The organism is uncultured Bradyrhizobium sp. (assembly GCF_936943645.1).
Lineage (GTDB): Bacteria > Pseudomonadota > Alphaproteobacteria > Rhizobiales > Xanthobacteraceae > Bradyrhizobium.
In genome coordinates, this window is the sequence record NZ_CAKZJO010000104.1 from 58,690 (window position 1) to 77,955 (window position 19,266).

General features: G+C 66.8%; 13 protein-coding genes. 2 read left to right on the forward strand and 11 right to left on the reverse strand.

Features of this window, described 5'->3' with window-relative positions:
- Positions 1–61 precede the first annotated feature (61 nt).
- The 10 genes from addA to ubiE form a co-directional block, all read right to left on the reverse strand.
- The gene (addA, locus tag Q0743_RS30680; RefSeq protein WP_298245163.1) at positions 62–3,571 is read right to left on the reverse strand and encodes a double-strand break repair helicase AddA; all 3,510 of its coding nucleotides are present in this window, start codon (positions 3,569–3,571) and stop codon (positions 62–64) included.
- Complete coding sequence (gene addB, locus Q0743_RS30685) at positions 3,565–6,708, reverse strand: double-strand break repair protein AddB (protein WP_298245164.1); 3,144 nt, start codon at positions 6,706–6,708, stop codon at positions 3,565–3,567. Before addB ends, addA begins: the two co-directional genes overlap by 7 nt.
- Before the next feature lie 241 nt (positions 6,709–6,949).
- Positions 6,950–7,672 (reverse strand): nucleotidyltransferase family protein, encoded by a 723-nt coding sequence (locus tag Q0743_RS30690; protein ID WP_298245165.1) that lies wholly within the window; start codon positions 7,670–7,672, stop codon positions 6,950–6,952.
- Positions 7,673–7,790: 118 nt separating this feature from the next.
- Positions 7,791–8,108: a PilZ domain-containing protein gene (locus Q0743_RS30695; protein ID WP_063198916.1), complete on the reverse strand. Its 318-nt coding sequence runs from the start codon at positions 8,106–8,108 to the stop codon at positions 7,791–7,793.
- 86 nt (positions 8,109–8,194) lie between these two features.
- Positions 8,195–9,727 carry a tRNA (adenosine(37)-N6)-threonylcarbamoyltransferase complex ATPase subunit type 1 TsaE gene (gene tsaE / locus Q0743_RS30700; RefSeq protein ID WP_298245166.1) on the reverse strand — a complete coding sequence of 511 codons (1,533 nt, stop codon included), beginning with the start codon at positions 9,725–9,727 and terminating at the stop codon, positions 8,195–8,197.
- Positions 9,724–12,228: a PAS domain-containing sensor histidine kinase gene (locus Q0743_RS30705; protein WP_298245167.1), complete on the reverse strand. Its 2,505-nt coding sequence runs from the start codon at positions 12,226–12,228 to the stop codon at positions 9,724–9,726. Before Q0743_RS30705 ends, tsaE begins: the two co-directional genes overlap by 4 nt.
- Positions 12,229–12,419: 191 nt before the next feature.
- Complete coding sequence (gene dut / locus Q0743_RS30710) at positions 12,420–12,878, reverse strand: dUTP diphosphatase (protein WP_298245168.1); 459 nt, start codon at positions 12,876–12,878, stop codon at positions 12,420–12,422.
- Complete coding sequence (gene coaBC, locus Q0743_RS30715; protein ID WP_298245169.1) at positions 12,875–14,314, reverse strand: bifunctional phosphopantothenoylcysteine decarboxylase/phosphopantothenate--cysteine ligase CoaBC; 1,440 nt, start codon at positions 14,312–14,314, stop codon at positions 12,875–12,877. The genes dut and coaBC overlap by 4 nt, the downstream gene beginning before the upstream one ends.
- A gap of 57 nt (positions 14,315–14,371) precedes the next feature.
- Positions 14,372–15,946, reverse strand: coding sequence for a 2-polyprenylphenol 6-hydroxylase (gene ubiB / locus Q0743_RS30720; RefSeq protein ID WP_298245170.1), 1,575 nt, complete (start codon positions 15,944–15,946; stop codon positions 14,372–14,374).
- A complete protein-coding gene (gene ubiE / locus Q0743_RS30725) occupies positions 15,943–16,704 on the reverse strand; it encodes a bifunctional demethylmenaquinone methyltransferase/2-methoxy-6-polyprenyl-1,4-benzoquinol methylase UbiE (RefSeq protein WP_298245171.1) in 762 nt (253 codons plus the stop codon). Before ubiE ends, ubiB begins: the two co-directional genes overlap by 4 nt.
- An 81-nt stretch (positions 16,705–16,785) precedes the next feature.
- Between ubiE and mutM the strand changes: the two genes are divergently transcribed.
- Both mutM and Q0743_RS30735 read left to right on the forward strand, forming a co-directional pair.
- Complete coding sequence (mutM, locus tag Q0743_RS30730; RefSeq protein ID WP_298245172.1) at positions 16,786–17,691, forward strand: bifunctional DNA-formamidopyrimidine glycosylase/DNA-(apurinic or apyrimidinic site) lyase; 906 nt, start codon at positions 16,786–16,788, stop codon at positions 17,689–17,691.
- 6 nt (positions 17,692–17,697) lie between these two features.
- Positions 17,698–18,252, forward strand: a complete 555-nt coding sequence (locus tag Q0743_RS30735; protein ID WP_298245173.1) for a GNAT family N-acetyltransferase — start codon at positions 17,698–17,700, stop codon at positions 18,250–18,252.
- Between the two features lie 226 nt (positions 18,253–18,478).
- On the opposite strand, the gene Q0743_RS30740 is transcribed toward Q0743_RS30735, so the two are convergent.
- Positions 18,479–19,222, reverse strand: a complete 744-nt coding sequence (locus tag Q0743_RS30740) for a ParA family protein (RefSeq protein ID WP_298245174.1) — start codon at positions 19,220–19,222, stop codon at positions 18,479–18,481.
- Positions 19,223–19,266 lie beyond the last annotated feature (44 nt).

The following is a 19,266-nucleotide window of genomic DNA, read 5'->3' on the forward strand; positions in this document are numbered from 1 at the left end:
ACCTCACTCGGTTAAACGAAACGGCGCGATACGGAATCGCGCCCGGGATCATCGTGCCAACCTATGAACGGCCCCTTGCCGGGTCAAGGACGCTCACGCCGAGATGAAGGGATGCCAGCGCCGCGTCCAGCGCGGGGGCTGAAATCTCCATATATTCAAGGGCCTCGGTCCAGAGCAGGACGGCCCGGATGGGCTTTTGGGGATAAAGCCGCGCCAGCACCGCCCGGTACAGCGCAAGCTGCCGGACATAGGCGACAGGCGCTTCAGCCGCGCTCTTGGGCGCCGCCTGATTGGTCTTGAAATCGACGATCAGAACCTCATCCGGGCGAACGACCAGCCGGTCGATCTGCCCCGAAACCAATGCCGGAGGGTGGCCCGGCCGCTCCAGTCGGCCGGCGATGGCGACTTCCGCCCGGCTGCCGCTGGCAAAGACCGGCGCAAACCGCGGTTCGGTGATCAAAGCGAGCACCTTGTCGGCCAGCGCGGCGCGGTCGGCCTCGGCCCAGACCGAAGCATTGCGCGTCATGAAGCCGAGCGCGGCCTCGCGCCGGCGCTCCGGGGCGATCTCAGGCAGGGATTGCAGCAGCCGGTGCACCAGCGTGCCACGCTGCAATGCGAGCGCGCGGGACTGGACCGACTCGCCTGACCGGACGCTGCGCCCCTCCTCGGCCGACTGGCCGGACGGGCGTACGGGATCGTCCTCGACGGCTTCACGCGGGGCCCGCGTTCGCAGCCAGTCCGGCAAAGCGACAGTTGCGTCAACGGACGCCGCTGGCGAGCCCAGCGCCGCCACATCCTCCGGACGGGCGAACCGGGTGACCTTGCCGAGCGGCGTCTCGATGATTTGCTTGTCCAGGCCCGAGCCCGCGAGCCCGGTGTCGACCAGGTCGTACCAGCTCAGCTTGCGAACCGTCCTCATATTGCCCGGCATGCAGCCGCCGACGATCAGCCGGTCGGCCGCGCGCGTCATGGCGACATAGAGCAGGCGGCGATACTCGTCCTCGGTTTCCTCAAGCATGGCTTTGCGCGCGTCCGCGACGGGCTTTGGATCATCCGCCTTGCGCCCGGCCCAGACCACGACCTCGCCGCCATTGCCGCGCGGCACGTGGATCAGCCGCACCCGCTGCGAGTCCGCCGGCGACGACGTCGTGTCGACCATGAACACGACCGAAGCTTCGAGGCCCTTGGCGCCGTGCACGGTCATCACCCGCACCTCGTCGCGCGAGATCTCCATGTCGCGCTTCACCTCGGTGTCGGCCGAGCGCAGCCAGGCCATGAAGCCCTGCAGCGAGGCCGGCGCCTTGCGCTCATAGTTCAGCGCGAGCTCCAGGAATTCGTCGAGCGCGTCGTTGGCCTCATGACCGAGCCGGCGCAGGATGCGCGCGCGCCCGCCGTCGCCGCCGAGCAGCCAGGCGTAGAACGCGAACGGCGTCTCCTCGCGGGCACGCATCTCGCAGGCTTCCAGGCGCCCCAGCACGGTTGCGAACTTCTCGCTTCCGGCGGCGTGCTCGCCGAGCGCGCGGCGCAGCGATCCCTTGCGATCATGGGCGAGCACGAACAGATCGTCGTCATCGAGACCGAACAGCGGGCTCTTCAGCGCCACCGCCAGCGCGAGGTCATCCTGCGGCAGCAGCAGCGCATCCGCGAGGTTCATCAGATCGATGATGCCGATATGCTCGGTCAGCTTCAGTCGGTCGGCGCCCGCGACGGGAACGCCAGCGTGCTTGAGTGCCTGGATGACGGCGTCGAAGGCGTTGCCGCGCCGGCGCACCAGGATCAGCATGTCGCCATAGCGCAGCGGCCTGCGCTCGCCGGCGTGCCCGGTCAGCGTGCCGCTCTCGACCAGCCGCTTGATCTCGGCCTGGATACGGCGGGCAAGCTTGACCTCGGGGCTGGTGGCGGCGACGCCGTCGAACGGCGCGCGCCAGCCTTCGATCTCCTGCCGGTCGTCGGCTTCCGCGAGATCCCACAGCTCGATCACGCTGGGGCCGGCGTCAGTGAGCGCATTGTGCAGGGGATGGCCGATCTCGACCGAATGGATGCTCTTGTAGATCTGGGGATCGCGGAAGACGTGGTCAACCGAGTGCAGGATCGTCGCGCCCGAGCGGAACGAGTAGGTGAAGGCCACGGGATCGAATTTCAGTCCGGCGGCTGTGAACTTGCGGTGCAGCTCGCGCCGGCGCGCGTCGAACTCGTGGGGAGCTGCGCCCTGGAACGAGAAGATCGACTGCTTCTCGTCGCCGACCGCGAAGACCGTGCGGTTCAGTCCCTCGCGCGCGCCTTCGCCAGCCGTGAATTCCGAGATGATGTGCGCAACGATGTCCCATTGCCGTGGGCTGGTGTCCTGGGCTTCGTCGATCAGCACATGGTCGACGCCGCGGTCGAGCTTGTAATGCACCCAGCCCGAGGAGATGCGGTCGAGCATCGCCAGCGTCTTGTCGATGAGGTCGTCATAGTCGAGCAGGCCACGTTCCTGCTTCTCGCGGCGGTAGTTGGCCGCAGCTGCGGTCGCGATGTGCAGCAGGGCCGCAGTGCGGTCGCGCATCGTCACCGCGCGGCGCTTCTCGACCAAGCCACTGACGCGCTGCGCCTCGTTCTCGAACAGGCGCGCGACGGACGGATTGTGCTCGCCGAACTTCTTGGTCAGCACCGCCTTGCGCGGCAGCTTTTCATCAGTGAGGAAGACGGACAGATAGGCATCGACCTGCGCGCTGCCGGAAAACACCTTGGCCTCGCGAAGGCGGGAGGCCTGATCATTATCGGACTTGCTGCCGTCCTCCAGCGCAAAGGCAATGTCGTCCCAGCGCGAGCGTGGCAGGTAGGGCCCATCGAGGATGTCCGTCTCGACGTCCTCGATGTTGTCGCTCGCATCGACACCCAGCGCCACCGCCATCTGTGCCGCCGCGGCTTCGACGTTGCCGGCCCCGTCGGTCCAGGCCATGAAATGATCACGGCTGAGACAGGCCTCGCGCACGACCTCCTTGAAGGTGACGTCGGCGGCGTTCGCCATCGCGGTCAGCAGGGCGCGGCCCGTGACGCTGTCAGGCGCGCGCGCGGCCTCGAGCAGCACCTTCAGATTGGCGCGCTCCATCATGTCGTTCTGATCGCGCTCGTCGATGACGGAGAAGCGCGCGGGGACGTTGGCCTCGAACGGGAACTGCTGGAGCAGGCGTGTGCACAGCGCGTGGATGGTCTGCACCTTGAGCCCGCCCGGCGTCTCCAGCGCGCAGGCGAACAGCTTTCGCGCCTCACGCCGCAGCTTTGCGCCGGGGTGCGGGATGCCGACTGCCCTGATCGCCGCGTCGAGCGCGGTGTCGTCCAGCGTCACCCAATGGCCAAGCGTCGTAAACACGCGCTCGGCCATGTTGGCGGCGGCGGCCTTGGTGAAGGTGATGCAGAGAATTTTCTCGGGCGGCACCCCCGACAGCAGCAGGCGGATCACGCGCTGCACCAGCACGTGCGTCTTGCCCGAGCCGGCATTGGCCGACACGAAGGCCGACGCGGTCGGATCGGATGCACGCGCCTGCCGGGCGCGCACCTCGTCGGGGATGGGGCGCGGGACCTTCACCATTCCTCGATCCCCAATCCGCCGGCCGCGGACCATTCCTTGATCCGGGCGAGGTCGTCATAGGCACCGTAGCGGTTCGTCCACATCGGCAAGTTCAGCGAGGTGTACGGCTGGTTCTCGTCGTCGAAGGCGCGGATCAGCGCTTCCAGCTTGGCCCGTGCTTCGGCGGCTGCCGTGTCCGGTGGCTGCGGCTCGTCGCCCTGCTTGTATTTGAGCTCGAGGATGCGTTCTTCGCCCGGAGGATTGTTGCCACTGAGGCGGACATAGACGAGCTGGCTCACGGAAGAACCTGCATCGATGCCAGGAAAGCCGCCCTCGCGCAGGATCGCCGCCTCCAGCGTCAGCTGTGGTGAGAGGCCCATGCGGACCTGCTTGCCGGTCGGCGGCTGCCCGGTCTTGTAGTCGAGGATGGCGTAGCCGCCGCCCTGGCGCCGCTCGATGCGGTCGGCGCGGGCGGAAAGGCGAAAGCTGCGCTCGTTGTCGAGCCTGATCGAGATCTCGCCGCGGGTCTCCGCATTGATTGCCTCGATCGCCGCGCGGCGCGCCGTCTCCCATTCGCCGAACCAGCGTGCGATGCGCTGGAACCGCGGCCACCACAGCGCCCGCGCCTCCGGACGTTCCATCAGCGGTGCAAAATGCTTTTCACCGATGGCGCGCAGCACGCGAACGGGATCGTCGGGCAGGCGCGTTGCGTAGCTTTCGGTGAACTCGCCGATCGCCTCGTGGATCGCCGAGCCCCGGTCGGCGGCCGAGAGCGGCATGTCGACGGGGTCGAGCGCATCCAGCCGCAAAATGTACTTTGCGTAGATCGTATAGGGATCGCGCAGCCAGTCCTCGATCGCGGTCACCGACATCTTCAATGGCCGCGTCGCGCGCGGCGGCCGCGGCTCGGGCTGCTTGATCGGCTCGACCTTGTCGGGCTGGTCCAGCGCACCCGCGAACTGCACGTACTTTTCGCCGGCGCGAACCGCTGCCTTCCAGAGCTCGTCGCCCGCGACCGCCTCCAGTCGATGCAGGAAGCGCGAAGCCACCGCCGGCGCGCCGCCGGCCTTGGCGGAATGGGTGAGGATCACTTCGCCGCCGCCGAGCAACTGCGCGAAGTCATGGGCGGAGAGGCCGATGCGCCGCTCAGGCAGGTCGAGACCAAGCTCATGCCGCATCGGCCGGCTCAGCCAGGGATCGATCCGCGGCGCCGGCGGCCAGACGCCTTCGATCAGCCCGCCAATGATGATTCGGTCGGCCTGCATCAGGCGTGATTCCAGCGGGCCGTAGATCTGCAGCCGCGCGCCGGGCTTCTCGCGCCGCCGCACCGCGCGATCGCTGAACGCGGTCTGGAAGACGTCGGGATAATCGGGCAGCGGCACCATCAATCCGCTGGTGGTGCCGCCGCGCAGGAGATCGTCGAAGGCGGCAGCGAGCGCAAGGCCTTCGCGCTCCTCGAAAGCGAGCGGGATGCCCTGCTCGTCGCGCGACAGCGCGATCAAGGTCTCGCGATGCCGGTGCGCGAGCTCGGCGAAGTCGTATGGCTTCGACGGCGGCAGGCTCTCGATCGGAATGAGCGCCGTCTGCAAGGCATCGATCAGCGCCTGGATGCGATCGAGGTCCTCGGCCTTGAGCCGTGCGCGCGGCTCGGCGCGGTGCAACGCGGAGGCCTCGCTGCGCCACAGCTTTGCCAGCTCCTCGCGAAACCGGTTGAACTCGCGCAGGAGGCCGGCGGTGCCGGCAGGCGGGCGCGTGCCGCGCAGGACTGCAAGCTCGAGGTCTTCGATCGCCGTCTTCCACGCACCAGGGGCGCGACCAAGCCGGCACAGCGGATGCTTGAGCATCGCCAGCAGCGTTGGCGGCTCCAGTCCTTTCGTTGCTGCCTCCGCCGCAAGGCGCGCGAAGACGCCGGCAGAGGTTTCCATCAGCACGTCGCCGCCGGAATCGTCGAAGCTGAGACCCCATCGGGTCAGCGCAGCCATCACGCGTCGCGCCAGCGCGCGGTCGGGCGTCACCAGCGCGGCGGATTTGTCGAGATGCCGTGCTTCGCGCATCGCGATGGCGATCGCGAGCGCTTCCATCTCAGGATTGGGAGCCTCGACGACCGAAAGGCCGGTCATGCCACCTGATATCTTTGCGGCGACGTCGGGCTGCTTCAGCCGGTCATGCCATTTCTCGGTTGCGCTGGACGGCCGCATCGATTCGGAAGCAAGGAGATCGCGCCCATGCGGTGCAGCTGGCTCCAGGATCTCGACGTCGCCGCGCTTGATGCCGAAGCGCTGGAGCAAGCCGTGCATCGCATATTGCGGATGGTTCGAGGTGGGATTCTCGGTGACGCCCAGCAGGTCCCTGCTGCCGCCGATGATCCGCCAGGCATCCTCATCGAGATCGGTGTCGAGGCCGGGCAGCACCACCGCACCGTGCGGCAGCGCGGCGACCGCGTGCAAGAACTTCGCGGTCGCCGGCATCGAGCCGGTCGACCCGGCCGCGATCACAGGTCCGTGCGGATGCGCGGTCAGCCGTTTGGCTTCCGCCGCGATCAGGAGATCGCGCCGCGCCGCCGGTTCGATCCGGTTGATCTCGGCAAGATGTTGAGGCCAGGCGATGCGCGCGATGCGCAGGAATTCGAGCGAGTGCTGCCAATAGCGATCGAGCATGTCGGGCACGAGGCCATCGAGCGCGTTCCAGTCGACGCCGCGCGTGACCATGTCGTCGATCAGGCGCGCAAGGTCGCCGGCCAGCGCCAGCGTCGAGGCGGGGCCGCCGACCACCAGCGGCGACAGCACCGGGCCCTTGGCCCAGGCGGCGACGAGCTGCGCCAACGTCAGCCGCCGTTCGAGCTCGCCGAGCCGCGGCGGAATCTCGAGCGGCGTCGCGCCGGAGAACTGCTCGGCTTCATCGGCGAAGGCGAGCTCGTCCTCGTCGATGTCGCCGAGCGCGACGATCCGCGGCAGCACGACGGCGTCCCTCTTCATCTCGTCGAGGAAGATCTCGCGAACGACGCGCATCGCGCGCCGCGTCGGCAGGTACAGCGTCGCGTCCGCCAGCCGCGCCGGTTCCTTGCGCGCCTCGAATCCCTCGACCAGCCGTCCGTCCAGCAGGGCCGCAACGACCGTGCGCAGGAACGGAACTGAGATGGGAACGCTGAAGACGCGCATGGACTGCCTGATTCGAAGGATCAAGCAATATAGGGAGGCGGGGTCGAATGGTCATGGGGCGGGGGGAGATAGTCCCCGTTGTTCGTGGGACGCCGCTCTCGTGCCCCGGACGCAGCGCAGCACGCAGTGATGCGCTGCTGAGCCGGGGCCCGGTCTGCTTTCCGCAAGTGAGGATGGAGTGGGTCCCGGCTCTGCGGGGCGGCACTTCGCGCCGCACCGCGTCCGGGACAAGAGAGCGGCCCTACGCCACGCTCTCCAGAAACGCCTCTTCCGCGGCGTGCACGGCATCGGGGGTGCCGACATGCATCCAGACGCCGTCGAGGCGGAGACCGAACAGCCGCTCCTGCTCGTTGGCACGGTCGAACATCTTGGTCAGCGAGAACTCGCCCTGGGGCGCGCCTTCGAAGATCGACGGCGACAGGATCGCTGCGCCCGCATAGACGAACGGAACGACCTCCTTTTCCTTGCGCTTGCGCAGCGCCCCGTCCGGCAGCATGCCGTAATCGCCGCGGCCGCTATAGCCGATGCTGGTCGCCGTCGGCGCCATCAGCAGCAGGATGTCCATGCGCTCAGGGTCGAAATTCTCGGCAAGGCGCGTCAGGTTGGAGCGCACGCCGTCGATCCACAGCGTGTCGGAATTGACATGGTAGAACGGCGCATCGCCGAGCAGCGGCAGCGCCTTGACCACGCCGCCGCCGGTGCCGAGCACCTGGTCGCGTTCGTCGGAAATGGTCACGCGCGGATGCTGGCGCGAGGCGGTGTGTTCGATGATCTGGTCCGGCAGGTAATGCACGTTCACCACGGCGTCGGTCACGCCGGCCTGGCCGAGCTTGTCGAGCACGTGATCGAGCAGCGGCTGGCCGGCGACCGGCACCATCGGCTTCGGCATCTTGTCCGTCAGCGGACGCATGCGCAGACCGAACCCTGCGGCGAGCACCATGGCTTTGGTCGGTTTGACGGACATCCCTTGCTTTCTCAGACCTTTCGCGTTCGCAGCAATCCTAACACGAGGTTGGATCAGCCGCATCGCATCTCAACCGCCTTAGCCAGCCGCCGTGACGGTTGTACGACGGGTGTTGCCCTCATGCCCCGACGGCTGTGGAACGCGCCTTTTTCTTCTTGTCGCCGACTTTCAGGAAATTGACGCCGATCTGGTCGCCATTGACCCAGGCGAGCTCGCAACGCCGGTAGGCCAGCCCGGTTGACGACAGCAGCAGGAAGAACTCCTTCAGATGCAGGCCTTCGACCGAGCCGTCGATGGTCAGCTTGGCGCCGCTGTCGGAGACGTCCTCCATGGTGCATTCGCGCCGCCAGGTCCCGTCGATGCCCATCATCTGGGCCGGGATGCCACGCTCGAAAACAACCCGGCTGTTGCCGCGCTGGTCCGTCTTTACCGCCATCTGCCCGCTCCAGCCCGTAATTTCCCGGCTGCCTCGCCGCCAGAATACCGACGTCTTGGCTAACAGCCGGTAAATCGGGGGCCGAATCAGGCCTGTGGCAAGGTTTGGGGCGGGGGGACGTTGGCGAGATACCAGTCGCGCAGGAAGCTCAGCGCGGGATGGGCCAGCGAGCGCTGCAGATAGGTCCAGATCCGCGGCTGGTGCCGCAGATAATGCGGCTTGCCGTCGCGGCGGTTGAGCCGGGCGAAGGTGCCGAGCAGCCGCGTATTCCGCTGCGCCGACATGATGGCGTAGAGCTCGGCGAAGCCGGCGGCGTCGAACCCCGCATCAGCCGCGCGGCGCGCCTTGATGTAGCGCGACAGCAGCGTCAGCTCGATGTTCTCAGGCACGTCGATCCGGGCGTCCTGCAGCAGCGAGACCACGTCGTAGGATTGCGGACCAAGCACGGTATCCTGGAAATCGATCACGCCGACACGTTCGATCCCGGTGCGATTGCCGAGCCAGATCAGATTGGGCGAGTGATAGTCGCGGATGATCCACGTCCTCGGTGCGGCCAGCGGCTTCTTCAGAAGCTCGCGCCACATCGCGAAGAACTCGGCGCGTGCCGTCTCGCTCAGCGGTGCGTTGCGGTCCGGCAAATACCATTCCGGCATCAATCCGATTTCGATCAGCATCGCCTCGACGTCGAAGACGGGGATATCGTAGGCCTGTCCGTCCAGCGGCAGCGTCTCGGGCAACGTCTTGCCGTGCAGCGCGGCCAGTGCGTCGGTCGCAACCTCGTAGCGCTCGGCGATCGGGCGCGGCGGATCGCCTTCGATCACACCCTCGCTGCCGAAATCCTCCGAGATCAGGAAGCCGTGGTCGAGATCGAAATGATGGATCGCCGGCGCCGAGAGTCCCTGCGCGCGCAAGCCTTCGTCGATGGCGACGAAGGGCTTGATATTCTCGGCGAGATGCACCGCGGCGCTGTAGGATTTTCCGTTGTAGACCGCCGCACCATCGGGCCGTTGCGGAGAATTCATCAGGATGACGACGCCGTCGTCGCGCAGCAGGCGCGCATAGGAGCGCGTCGAGGCATCGCCGGCCATGCGCTTGCGCGTCGCATCCATGCAGCCGGATGCGTCGAGGAATTCGCGCAGTGCCTTCAGCCGCGCGACGGTGGCAGCAGACTTGCCGTAACCGGTGATGTCGGCGGCGCGCGCGTTGGAGCCCAGCGCCGGCCGATGCGTCAGCGCGATGTCGATGCGATCGGCGGGCATGGCCGACGGCGCGCGTTCCGGCCATTCGATCAGGACCAGCGTGGCGTCGGGCAAGGGCGACAGGCCGATCTCCTCGAGCTCGCTTTCGTCCTCGACGCGGTAGAGGTCGGCGTGCAGCACCGGGAAGGGCGGAAGCTCATAGCCCTGCACCAGTGTGAAGGTCGGGCTCGGCACCTCCAGCTCTTCGTCGCCGGCGAGATAGCGGATCAGGCTGCGGGCCGCCGCGGTCTTGCCGGCTCCGAGATCGCCGGTGAGGGTGATGACATCGCCCGGTCCGACCAGCAGCGCGAGATCGGCCATCAATTGCGCAGTGGCCGTCTCGTTGTGGAGCGCGACGGAGAGTTTGGCGGGCTCTGTCATTCGGCGGCGTCGCGATGCGCCGCCTGGTCGGTGGGGAAGTCGCAGATCACGACCGTGCCGCGGCCGACGATCGAATCCACCCGCACCTTGCCGCCATGCAGCTCGACGAAGGAGCGCACCAGCGACAGGCCGAGCCCGGCGCCGCGGTGACGCGAGCCCTGCGAGCGGCTTTCGAACCAGTTGAACACCTTGTCCTTCATGTCGGCAGGTATTCCAGGTCCGGAATCTGTCACGGTGAAGACCACGCTGCGTTCGGTGCGCCGCGCACTGATGCCGACGGTGGAATCCTGTGGAGAAAACCCGACGGCGTTGGCGAGGAGGTTATAGAGCACCTGCACCACGCGCTTCTCGTCGCCGACGAAGCTGCCGACATCGGGGGCGATCTCGACCTTGAGGCGGATGCGGTCGGTGGCGAGCCGGTCCTGGATGCCCTCGGCGGCGAGCTCGATGGTCTTGCTGACGTCCACGGGGCCGAGTTCCAGCTTCATCGCGCCGGCATCGATGGTGGCGAGATCGAGGATGTTGTTGGTGAGCGCCAACAGCGCATTGGTCGATTTGGTGACGTAGTCGAGATACTCGGCCTGTTTCGGCGTCAGCGGGCCGGTCGAGGGATCGCTGAGGAAATGCGCGAAGCCAATGATGGTGGTGAGCGGCGAGCGCAGCTCGTAGGAGACGTGGTGGACGAAATCCACCTTCATCTGGTCGGCCGTCTCCAGCGCCTCGTTGCGCTCGCGCAGCGCGCGCTCGACGTTCTCGGTGTCGGTGATGTCCTGGAACGTCAGCATGGTCGCGCCGTCATGCAGCGGCCGGATCATGCCGTCGAGCACGCTGCCGTCCTTGCGCTCCAGCTTGAGCGGCACGTCGGCGCGGTTCTCGATCGAGGTGATGGCCTCGCGGATCTGGCGCCAGACCGCGGGGTCGTCGAACAGCTGATGGCACCAGCCTTCCACGGTCTGGATGTGGGGCTCGTCGCGCATGGCATCGCTCGACAGCTTCCACATCCGCACGAAGGCCGGATTGAACAGCTGCGCCTTGCCGTTGCTGCCGAACACCGCAACACCTTCGGCGAGGCTGTCCAGGGTCTCGCGCTGGACGCGGATCATGCCGTCGAAGCGGCGCGCGAGCTCGAGGCTTTCGGTGACGTCGTCGAACAGGTAGGTGACGCCGCCTTCCGGGTTCGGCGTGGTGACGACGGAGAGCGCGCGGCCGTCGGGCAGATACCAGGTGTCCTTGGCGGCCTCGACCGCGCGGTAGGCCTCGTGCAGCTTGGCCTTCCACTCCCGGAAGTTCGGCTGCTCCTGCAGCTTGCGCGCGGCGCGGAGCTGGTCGAGCACGCTGGAATCGTCCGGATGGGCGTCGAGGAAGTTGCGGTCGAGGTCCCACAGCCGGCGATAGGAATCATTGTAGAAGGCAAGGCGGCGCTGGCCGTCGAACACGGCAACGCCCGAGGAGAGCTGGTCGAGCGTGCGGCGATGCGCTTCCGCCATCCGCACCAGCGCCGAGCTGAGCGCATCGGCCTCGCTGGCATCGATGGCGACGCCGACGCTGCCGCTGCCGACATTGACGGCGCGCACGTCATAGATGCGCCGCTCGCCGCCGATCACGATCGGCAGCCGCGAGGTGAAGCTCGCGGTATCCTTCAGGCCCCGCTCCATCGCGGTACGGTCGGCGCTGTCGAGCAGCTCGAGCTTGCGCTCCTGTGCATCGGTGACGCTGGCCGCCTCGGTCGCGCGCACATAGGCCGGGTTGGCGAAAGTGAGCGCGCCGTTCTCGGCCTTGGCCCAGATCGGCCACGGCGCGGCGGCGGCAAAGCCGCGCAGCATCTCGGTCTCGTCCGAGAGCGCCCTGTAACGCAGATTGGTCTCGGCGAGGTCGCGCCGGAGCCCGGAGAGTTCGCGAATTCGGACGATGGCCTGGCCGCCGATGGCGCGGCCGATCGCTTCCAGCGTATGGCCATGCGCGGTGGTCAGCGTCAGTTGGAACCCGTCGCCGCGGTCACGCAGCGCGTCGACCGCGTGGTCCATCTGCAATGCCGGTTCCGGCGGCAGCCAGGTTCCGAAGGCAAGCACGCGTTGCGGCGAGGAGTCGCGCGGCAGCACCATGGAGATGTCGCCGGAGATCTGTGCGCGATTGTCGCCGGCCGGCCAGGAAATCAGAATCTGCGGCTCGGCGAACAGCAGCGCGCCGAAGCGGTCGGCCTGCAGCTGCAGTTCCCCGATTCGCGCCCGTAGCCGCGCCTCGTTCTTCGCCGTGCGCACCCTGGTGCGCATCAACAGGATCGCGGCCATCACCGAGAAGCCGAGCAGGGCCAGCGCGGTGGCGAGCACCGCGAGTTCCTGCCGGTTGAAATCCAGCATGATGGAGAGGGTATCGATGAGGTCGGCCGCCTCGGCCGGCGCAGCCGGCAGCAGCGCTGCAAGAGCGCCTCCCAACAAGCCGTTGCGCGCCAACGATGTGCACGACAGCAGCGTCCGACGCATCGACACGATCACGCCTGACATAGTTGCCCCAAGACCGCACGAATTTACGCGCGGCGACCCCCGTCGCGCGCGAATCAAAAGACAATACCCTCACCGTGACTCCGCCGGTAAGAGTCCAGATCGTGAACGTAAAAGCGGTCCCTAAAAAATGCCGGGCGGGTTGTTCCGGCGCACGTCATTCTTCGGGATGATTCGCCCGGGATTGCCGCGTGTTAGCGGCCGGTCGAACCGAAGCCGCCGGCGCCGCGGTCGGTTGCCGACAAGGTGGCGACGGGAACCAGCGCGGCCTGCACCACGGGCGCGATCACCATCTGGGCGATGCGCTCGCCGCGCTTAATCACGAAGGGTGCCGCACCGTGATTGATCAGGATGACCTTGATCTCGCCGCGGTAGTCGGCGTCGACCGTGCCCGGTGAATTCAGCACGGTGATTCCGTGCTTGGCGGCAAGCCCCGAACGTGGCCGCACCTGGGCTTCAAAGCCGGGCGGCAAGGCGATCGCAAGCCCTGTCGGCACCAGCGCATATTGGCCCGGCGCGAGCGTCATCGGCTCGCCCTCCGGCACGGCGGCCATCAGGTCGAGCCCGGCGGCTTCCGCGGTTTGATAGGCCGGGAGTGGCAGGCCTTCGGCATGCGCCAGTTGCTGCAGTTCGACCGTGATTGTCGTGCTCAAGATGCCGGCTCCAGGGATTTGCCGGTCGCGCTCTTTGCGATGTGCGCGACCAGTTCGATGGCGACCTGTTCCTTGGTCATCACCGGCCAGGAATCAACTGCAATCTCGCCGTCCTTGCGGCTTATCAAATGCACGGTATTGCGGTCGCCGCCCATCACGCCGGTGGCGGGAGAGACGTCGTTGGCAACGATCCAGTCGCAGCCCTTGCGCGCGAGCTTGGTCTTGGCGTTGTCGATGAGATGCTCGGTCTCGGCGGCAAAGCCGATCACCAGTGGCGGGCGCTTGTCGGCCAGCCTGGAGATCGTGGCGAGGATGTCGGGGTTCTCGACCAGCTGCAGCGGCGGCATGCTGCCTGCGGTCTTCTTCAGCTTCTGCTCGCCCTCGTTGGCGACACGCCAGTCGGCGACGGCGGCGGCGAAGATCGCGATGTCGGCGGGCAACGCGGCCTGCACCTGCTCAAGCATCTGCCGCGCCGATTCCACGTGCTTCACCGTCACGCCGGCGGGATCGCCGAGGTCGACAGGACCGCTCACCAGAATCACCTCGGCACCCGCGGCCTGCGCGGCCGCGGCAATGGCAAAGCCCTGCTTGCCGGAGGAGCGGTTGGCGATGTAGCGCACCGGATCGATCGGCTCGTGCGTGGGGCCAGCGGTGATCAGCACGCGCTTGCCGGCGAGCGGCTTCGGCATCGGCGGCCGTAGCAGCCGCTCGGCGGCGGTCGCGATCTCGATCGCTTCCGACATGCGGCCGACACCGGCTTCGCCCGCTTCCGCCATCTCGCCGGAATTGGGGCCGATCAGCACGACGCCGTCGCGCTGCAGCTGCGTGACGTTGCGGCGCGTCGCCGCGTTGTTCCACATCAGCGGATTCATCGCCGGCGCCAGCAGGATTTTTCGGTTGGTCGCGAGCAGGATGGCGCTGGCGAGATCGTCGGCATGGCCGTTCGCCATCTTCGCCATCAGGTCGGCGGTGGCCGGCGCCACCACGATCAGGTCGCACTCGCGCGCCAGGCGAATGTGGCCGGCGTCGAACTCGCTCTGGGGATCGAACAGGTCGGTATAGACGCGCTCGTGCGACAGCGCGCTCACCGCCAGCGGCGTCACGAATTGCTGCGCCGCCTTGGTCAGCACGCAGCGGACCTCGATGCGCCGCTCCTTCAGCCTTCGGATCAGGTCGAGCGATTTGTAGGCCGCGATACCGCCGCCGATGATCAGGGTGACGCTGGCCTCGGGAAGGGCGCCGATGCGCTGGGGCGTTGCGGTGGCTGATGGTGTCGGCGGCGCCGAAAACGGCGTCAGCGGCTCCTCGCGGCCCTCGATCAGCTCCCGCAGGATGACCCGGACCTCTTCCTCGACCGACCGGTGATTCTTGGCCGAGCGCAGCCGCAAATAGGTTTTGACGGCGTCGTCGAGCTTGCGGATGGTCAGGCTTGCCATGACGCCCCTCCAGCACGGAATGATAGCGATGCTATCACTCGCATGATTGCAGTGCAATCATAGATTCCGGACGGCGATCAGGATCCCGATGAAGGTCGCGGCAATGATCCAGAGCGCGACGGTGCGCCAGCGGTTCTTGCGGCCCTCGCTGCGGCCCATCGCGGCGATGCTGTCAGGCGACAGCCTGATGCCCTCCCGCGTCATGGTTTCGAGCTGCTCCAGCACTTTCACCGACCGCTCGGCAATCTCGGGCAGGCGCATCAGCACGCGCGCGATGTTTCCGGTCCCGGCGAGTGCGCCCTCCACCCGGCCGATCGGTCCGAGATTGCGCTCGATCCATTCGCGCACCACGGGGTCGGCGACCTTCCAGATGTCGAGCTTCGGGTCGAAGCCGCGTGCCACGCCTTCGACCACCACCATGGTCTTCTGCAGCAGGATCAGCTCGGGCCGCGTCGTCATGTCGAACAGCCCGGTGACCTCGAGCAGCAGTGTCAGGAGCCGCGCCATCGAGATCTCTTCCGCCGTGCGGTTGTGAATCGGCTCGCCGATGGCGCGGATCGCCTGCGCGAAATTCTCCACCGAGTGATGCGCGGGCACGTAGCCCGCCTCGAAATGCACCTCGGCCACGCGGCGATAATCGCGGGTGATGAAGCCGAGCAGAATTTCGGCGAGGAAGCGCCGCTCCTTCATCCCGAGCCGGCCCATGATGCCGAAATCGACCGCGACGAGTCGTCCCGCGTCATCCAGGAACAAATTGCCCGGATGCATGTCGGCATGGAAGAAGCCATCGCGCAGCGCGTGCCGCAGAAAACTCTGGATCACCTTGCGGCCGAGATCGGGCAGGTCGACCTGCGACTCTTCGAGGCGCTTGTGATCGTTCAGCGCGATGCCGTCGATCCACTCCATCGTCAGCACGTTGTGCGTGGTGCGGTCCCAGTCGACCTCAGGCACGCGGAAGTCGGGATCGCCCTGCGTGTTCTCCGCCATCTCCGACAGCGCGGCCGCCTCCAGGCGCAGGTCCATCTCCATCGCGACCGAGCGCGACATGGTGTTGATGACCTCGATCAGGCGCAGCCGCCGCGCCTCCGCCGAATAGGTCTCGGCCTTGTGTGCGACGAAGAAGAAATCGGAGAGATCGCGGCGGAAGCGCGCGGCGACGTTCGGCCGAAGCACCTTGACCGCGACCGATTTGCGGATGCCATCGTGCAAGACTTCGCCGCGATGCACCTGCGCGATCGAGGCGGCCGCGACCGGCGGGCCGAATGTCACGAACACGTCCTTCAGCGGTCGCTCCAGCGACGTCGCGATGGCGGCCTCGGCTTCATCCTGCGGAAACGGCGGCAGGCGGTCCTGGAGGCTTTCGAGGTCGCGCGCCATGATGACGCCGACCACGTCGGGGCGTGTGGCCAGGAATTGTCCGAGCTTGAGATAGGCGGGGCCCATCCGCGTCAGCGCGCGCGAGATCCGCGGGCCGTGCTTGGCGCCGCGTCGCTCGACGAGGCGCGCCAGCTTCAGCGCAAGCTGCCCGGGGGGCGGCACCAGGCTCGGATCGACGGAGCCGAACACGCCTTCGCGCGCGAACACGAACGCGGCGCGGATCAGGCGCGAAATGTGGGTGAAGGCAGAGATCACAAACGCCAGCCCGAATGCAGTGCGACGATGCCGCCGGAGAGCGTCTGCCAGCTGACGCGGGAAAAGCCGGCGTTGCGGATCATGTCGGCGAAGGCGTTCGGCTTTGGAAACTTGCGGATCGATTCGACGAGATATTGATAGGATTCGGCGTCGCCCGTGACCATGCGGCCGAGCGGCGGGATCACCTTGAACGAGAACAGGTCGTAGATCTTGTCGAGGCCGGGCATCTCGACGGTGGAGAATTCCAGGCAGAGGAAGCGGCTGCCGGGTTTGAGCACGCGATAGGCCTCGCGCAGCGCCTTGTCGATCTGCGGCACGTTGCGGATGCCGAACGCGATCGTATATGCGTCAAAGCTGCGGTCGGCGAAGGTGAGCGCCTCGGCGTTGCCCTCGACGAAATCGACCTGGGTCTCGAGATGGCGCTTGGCGGCGCGCTCGCGGCCCACGGCGAGCATGTCGGAATTGATGTCGCAGACGGTGGCATGGAAGCCGGGGCCCGCGGCCTTGGCGGCGCGGAACGAGATGTCGCCGGTGCCGCCGGCAACGTCGAGCAGCGCGAACGGCCGGTCGCCCCTCGGCGGGTCGAGCGCCGTGATCATGATGTCCTTCCAGACCCGGTGCAGTCCACCGGACATCAGGTCGTTCATCAGGTCATAGCGCGACGCCACGCTGTGAAACACGTCGTTCACCAGCGTCTGCTTGTCCCCGAGGGGAACGTCCCTGAAGCCAAAATGCGTGGTTTCGCCCGGCCGATCCATTACTCTACTCCACTGGGCGGACCATAGCGCGCCCGCCGCAATGGCGCTATCACACCGCCCTCATAAGGTGAATGCCTGACCATGCCCGAATTGCCCGAAGTCGAGACCGTCCGCCGCGGCCTTCAGCCTGTCATGGAGGGTGCGAAAATCCTGGTCGCGGAGGCCCGCCGGCCGGATTTGCGCTTTCCGTTCCAGCCGGATTTCGTGGCCCGGCTCAAGGGCCAGGTCGTCACGGGCCTGGGCCGCCGCGCAAAATATCTCATGGCCGATCTCGCCTCGGGTGACGTGCTACTGATGCATCTGGGCATGTCGGGCTCGTTCCGCGTGATCAAGCCGGACAACGGCACGGTGCCCGGTGAGTTTCACTATCCGAAGGGCAAGGATTCGGTACACGACCATGTGCTGTTTCGGATGTCCTCCGGCGCGGACATCGTGTTCAACGATCCCAGGCGTTTCGGTTACATGAAAGTGATCACGCGCAACGCGCTCGACGACGAGCCGCTGCTGCGCGGCCTCGGCCCCGAGCCGCTCGGCAACGAGTTCGACGCCGCGATGCTGGCGCGGTCCTGCGAAGGCAAGACCACGAGCCTGAAGGCAGCGCTGCTCGACCAGCGCGTGGTGGCGGGGCTTGGCAACATCTATGTCTGCGAGGCGCTGCATCGCTCGCATCTGTCGCCGCGCCGGATCGCTGCCACGCTGTCGACGAAGGCCGGACAACGCAAGGGCGTTGCTGGGGGTGAGCCGACCGATCATGCGAAGCGATTGGTCGGCGCGATCCACACCGTGCTGAACGATGCGATCAAGGCCGGCGGCTCCAGCCTGCGTGACCATCGCCAGACCTCGGGCGAGCTCGGTTACTTCCAGCATTCGTTCAAGGTCTATGATCGCGAAGGCGAGACATGCACGACGCCCGCTTGCGGTGGCACGATCAAGCGCTTCACCCAGAATGGCCGCTCGACCTTCTGGTGTCCGAAATGTCAGAAATAGCCGGCCATGCAGACGCCGCAGCTTGAAACCGAACGGCTCATTCTGCGACCGCTCGCACTGTCCGACGTGCCGGCGATCCAGCGCAATTTCGACAATTGGAACATCATCCGGCATCTCGCGGCCGTCGTGCCCTGGCCCTATCCGGCCGATGGTGCCGAGACCTTCGTCAGGATGCAGCTCGACAAGATCTCAGCCGGCGAGGAGCTGCACCATTGGGTCCTGGTGCTGAAGGGCGGCGCTGGCGAGGCGATCGGAAACATCCATTTCCGTCCCTACGCCGACGGCGCCAAAGGCAATCGCGGCTTCTGGCTCGCCGAGCCCTATTGGCGGCGCGGATTGATGACGGAAGCCATCACCGCAGTGAACGACTTTGCCTTCGTCACGCTCGGCCTCGATCATTTCCACGTCTGCAATGCGGCCACGAACCAAGCCTCGCGCAGGGTCAAGCAGAAGACCGGTGCGGAGTTCGTCGGCTTCATCGAGCTCGCCCATCACGGCGGGCAGACGAAGTCCGAGAAATGGATCGTGCGGCGAGAGGCCTGGCTGCGCGATAGGACGTGAGTGCGATCGATAGCTCGTTATCGTCATGGCCGGGCTTGTCCCGGCCATCCACGTTCTTCTCCGCCGCCAAGACGTGGATGCCCGGGTCAAGCCCGGGCATGACGGATGGATAGAAGTAAAGAAACGCGAAGCGAAGCAATCCGGCCGGGCTGGTGGCCGGATTGCTTCGTCGCTGGGGCCCTTCCGGATGGTGAAGGGCCGACGGACGTCTGAGCGATTGCCCCGCTCAGGACGCCAGGGTCGTGGTCTCGTCCGCCGCAAGCTCGGCGGCGGCGTGCAGCATGCCGTCGGCAACCGACATCACCTGGTCGATCAGGACATTGGTCGTGGCTTCGAGCTCGAGCCGGGTCTCGATCCAGCGCCAGAGGCCGCGGATCTCGTCCGCCGACTTGCCGTTCGGTGCGAACTCGCTGACGGCAAGGCCATTGGCGAGTGAGTCCTGGTGGTCGTTGCGCATCACGATCAGCGGGCGCGCGAGCACCTCGGCCAGGTCGAGCGAAGCTTCCTCGGCGAGCGCGCCTGCGGCATTGTCGATGCGCTGGCCGCGGATCGGGGTCTGGTTCAGCACGAAGCTGTAGGGCCGCTTCCAGGCGCGCGCGACGCTGAGCGTCGAGACCGTCGCCTCGATGTCGGCAACGCTCGGGCGGGCCGGGATCAGGCAGAGATCGGAATGACGGATCGCCGCGGTGGTGGCGGCGGACAGGCCGGCAGCAGTGTCGACGATCGCGAGCTGCAAGCCGCTGTCGGCCAGCATCTTCAGACGCGGCTCGATGTCGGCGGCATGATAGATCGGCTCGACGACGACATCGTCGTTGCTGCGGCGGCGTGCCCAGTTGGACAGGGTGCCCTGCGGGTCGGTCTCGATCAGGCGGACGGTGAAGCCGGCCTGCTTGGCTGCCAGCGCGAGGCCGATGGCGAGCGTGCTCTTGCCGCTGCCGCCCTTTTGGGTGGCCAGAACGATCGTGTGCATTTGAAGATCAATCCTTTGGAGTTTCGGGTCAGGAATACGCCACG

What these genes read in the sequence shown, in the direction of transcription:
- Q0743_RS30740 (WP_298245174.1), bottom strand. Translation starts at nt 19,222, where the DNA reads ATGCACACGATCGTTCTGGCCACCCAAAAGGGCGGCAGCGGCAAGAGC.
- addB (WP_298245164.1), bottom strand. Translation starts at nt 6,708, where the DNA reads ATGCGCGTCTTCAGCGTTCCCATCTCAGTTCCGTTCCTGCGCACGGTC.
- coaBC (WP_298245169.1), bottom strand. Translation starts at nt 14,314, where the DNA reads ATGGCAAGCCTGACCATCCGCAAGCTCGACGACGCCGTCAAAACCTAT.
- Q0743_RS30705 (WP_298245167.1), bottom strand. Translation starts at nt 12,228, where the DNA reads ATGTCAGGCGTGATCGTGTCGATGCGTCGGACGCTGCTGTCGTGCACA.
- Q0743_RS30690 (WP_298245165.1), bottom strand. Translation starts at nt 7,672, where the DNA reads ATGTCCGTCAAACCGACCAAAGCCATGGTGCTCGCCGCAGGGTTCGGT.
- tsaE (WP_298245166.1), bottom strand. Translation starts at nt 9,727, where the DNA reads ATGACAGAGCCCGCCAAACTCTCCGTCGCGCTCCACAACGAGACGGCC.
- Q0743_RS30695 (WP_063198916.1), bottom strand. Translation starts at nt 8,108, where the DNA reads ATGGCGGTAAAGACGGACCAGCGCGGCAACAGCCGGGTTGTTTTCGAG.
- Q0743_RS30735 (WP_298245173.1), top strand. Translation starts at nt 17,698, where the DNA reads ATGCAGACGCCGCAGCTTGAAACCGAACGGCTCATTCTGCGACCGCTC.
- ubiE (WP_298245171.1), bottom strand. Translation starts at nt 16,704, where the DNA reads ATGGATCGGCCGGGCGAAACCACGCATTTTGGCTTCAGGGACGTTCCC.
- addA (WP_298245163.1), bottom strand. Translation starts at nt 3,571, where the DNA reads ATGGTGAAGGTCCCGCGCCCCATCCCCGACGAGGTGCGCGCCCGGCAG.
- mutM (WP_298245172.1), top strand. Translation starts at nt 16,786, where the DNA reads ATGCCCGAATTGCCCGAAGTCGAGACCGTCCGCCGCGGCCTTCAGCCT.